This is a genomic window from Moorena sp. SIO3I6 (genome assembly GCF_010672095.1).
The window spans coordinates 1-1,112 of record NZ_JAAHHU010001633.1 but is presented as its reverse complement, the minus strand read 5'-3'; the positions used below and the strand labels follow the sequence as shown (position 1 = coordinate 1,112).

1 protein-coding gene and 1 pseudogene are annotated in these 1,112 nt (G+C 44.3%); both read left to right on the top strand.

What is annotated here, in order from left to right; genetic code table 11:
- Window positions 1–662, top strand: a pseudogene (locus F6K49_RS51850) (hypothetical protein); the annotation flags it as partial.
- A gap of 57 nt (window positions 663–719) precedes the next feature.
- Window positions 720–1,085: a hypothetical protein gene (locus tag F6K49_RS51845; protein WP_293110825.1), complete on the top strand. Its 366-nt coding sequence runs from the start codon at window positions 720–722 to the stop codon at window positions 1,083–1,085.
- Window positions 1,086–1,112 lie beyond the last annotated feature (27 nt).

The window sequence follows — 1,112 nt, the reverse complement described above, 5'->3', positions numbered from 1 at the left end:
TAATTATTGAAAATTGGGAAGCCAATGATCAACCGGAGCATTTACGAACCTTACGGGAACGGATTATCAGAAATGAACAAGGGTCTAGTCGGTTATTGGCACTTTATCAGCAAATCTTACAACAGGGAGAAATTGCTGCGGATGACAGTCCTGAACAAATAGAATTACGGCTAAGTGGGTTAGTTGTTAAGCAGCCTGGTCAGGAGAACAAAACTTCCCCAGTGCTAAAGGTTTATAATCGTATTTACCAGTCTATTTTTAATCAGGATTGGGTTGAGCAAAAATTAGGTAATCTGCGACCCTATAATCAAGCCCTCAATGCTTGGTTAGCGTCCAACCGTGAAGATAATTCTCGGCTGTTGCGAGGACAAGCCTTAGCAGAAGCGTTAAATTGGAAAGCGGGCAAACGGTTGAGTGTAGTAGATGATGAATTCTTAGCTGCTTCTCAAGAATTAAGCTGGATTGAACAGCAACGGTATTTAGAAGCAGAACGGGCTAAGGAAGCAGAAGCAAGATTAGCAGAACAGAAAAAAAGTGCCAGACGACTCAAGTTCTTGCTAATGGCAGTGGGTACAGCATTGATGGTTTCCACGGGGTTAGGGGTGACCACTTACCTGGGATATAGACGCTCAGCTATTAGCGAAATTAATGCGTTCGCGTAGCGTCGGCTTCGCCGAATCGCAAAATCCTCAGCAGCCCTCTTTGCTTCCAATCAACAATTGGACGCCCTAGTAGAAGCCATCAGAGCCAAGGAACGATTGAAAAGCTTTGGTAACGCAGACCAGGCTACGGAAACTCAAGTAGAATCCGTGCTAAGACAGGCAGTTTATGGCACTGTTGAATATAATCGCTTAGTAAAGCATAGTAATCAGGTTTGGGCAGTTGCCATTAACCAGGATGCTAATCTAATCGCTACTGCTAGTTACGATAAGACCATCAAACTCTGGACACTGGATGGTAATTTATTATCTACCCTCAACGGTCATCAAGCTGGGGTTTACGACATTGCGATTAGCCTAGACGGGAATCTGATTGCTTCCGCTAGTGACGACAAAACCGTCAAAGATCGGAAGAGCGTCGTGTAGGGGTCAATTTTCACTGCTTAGTTTGGT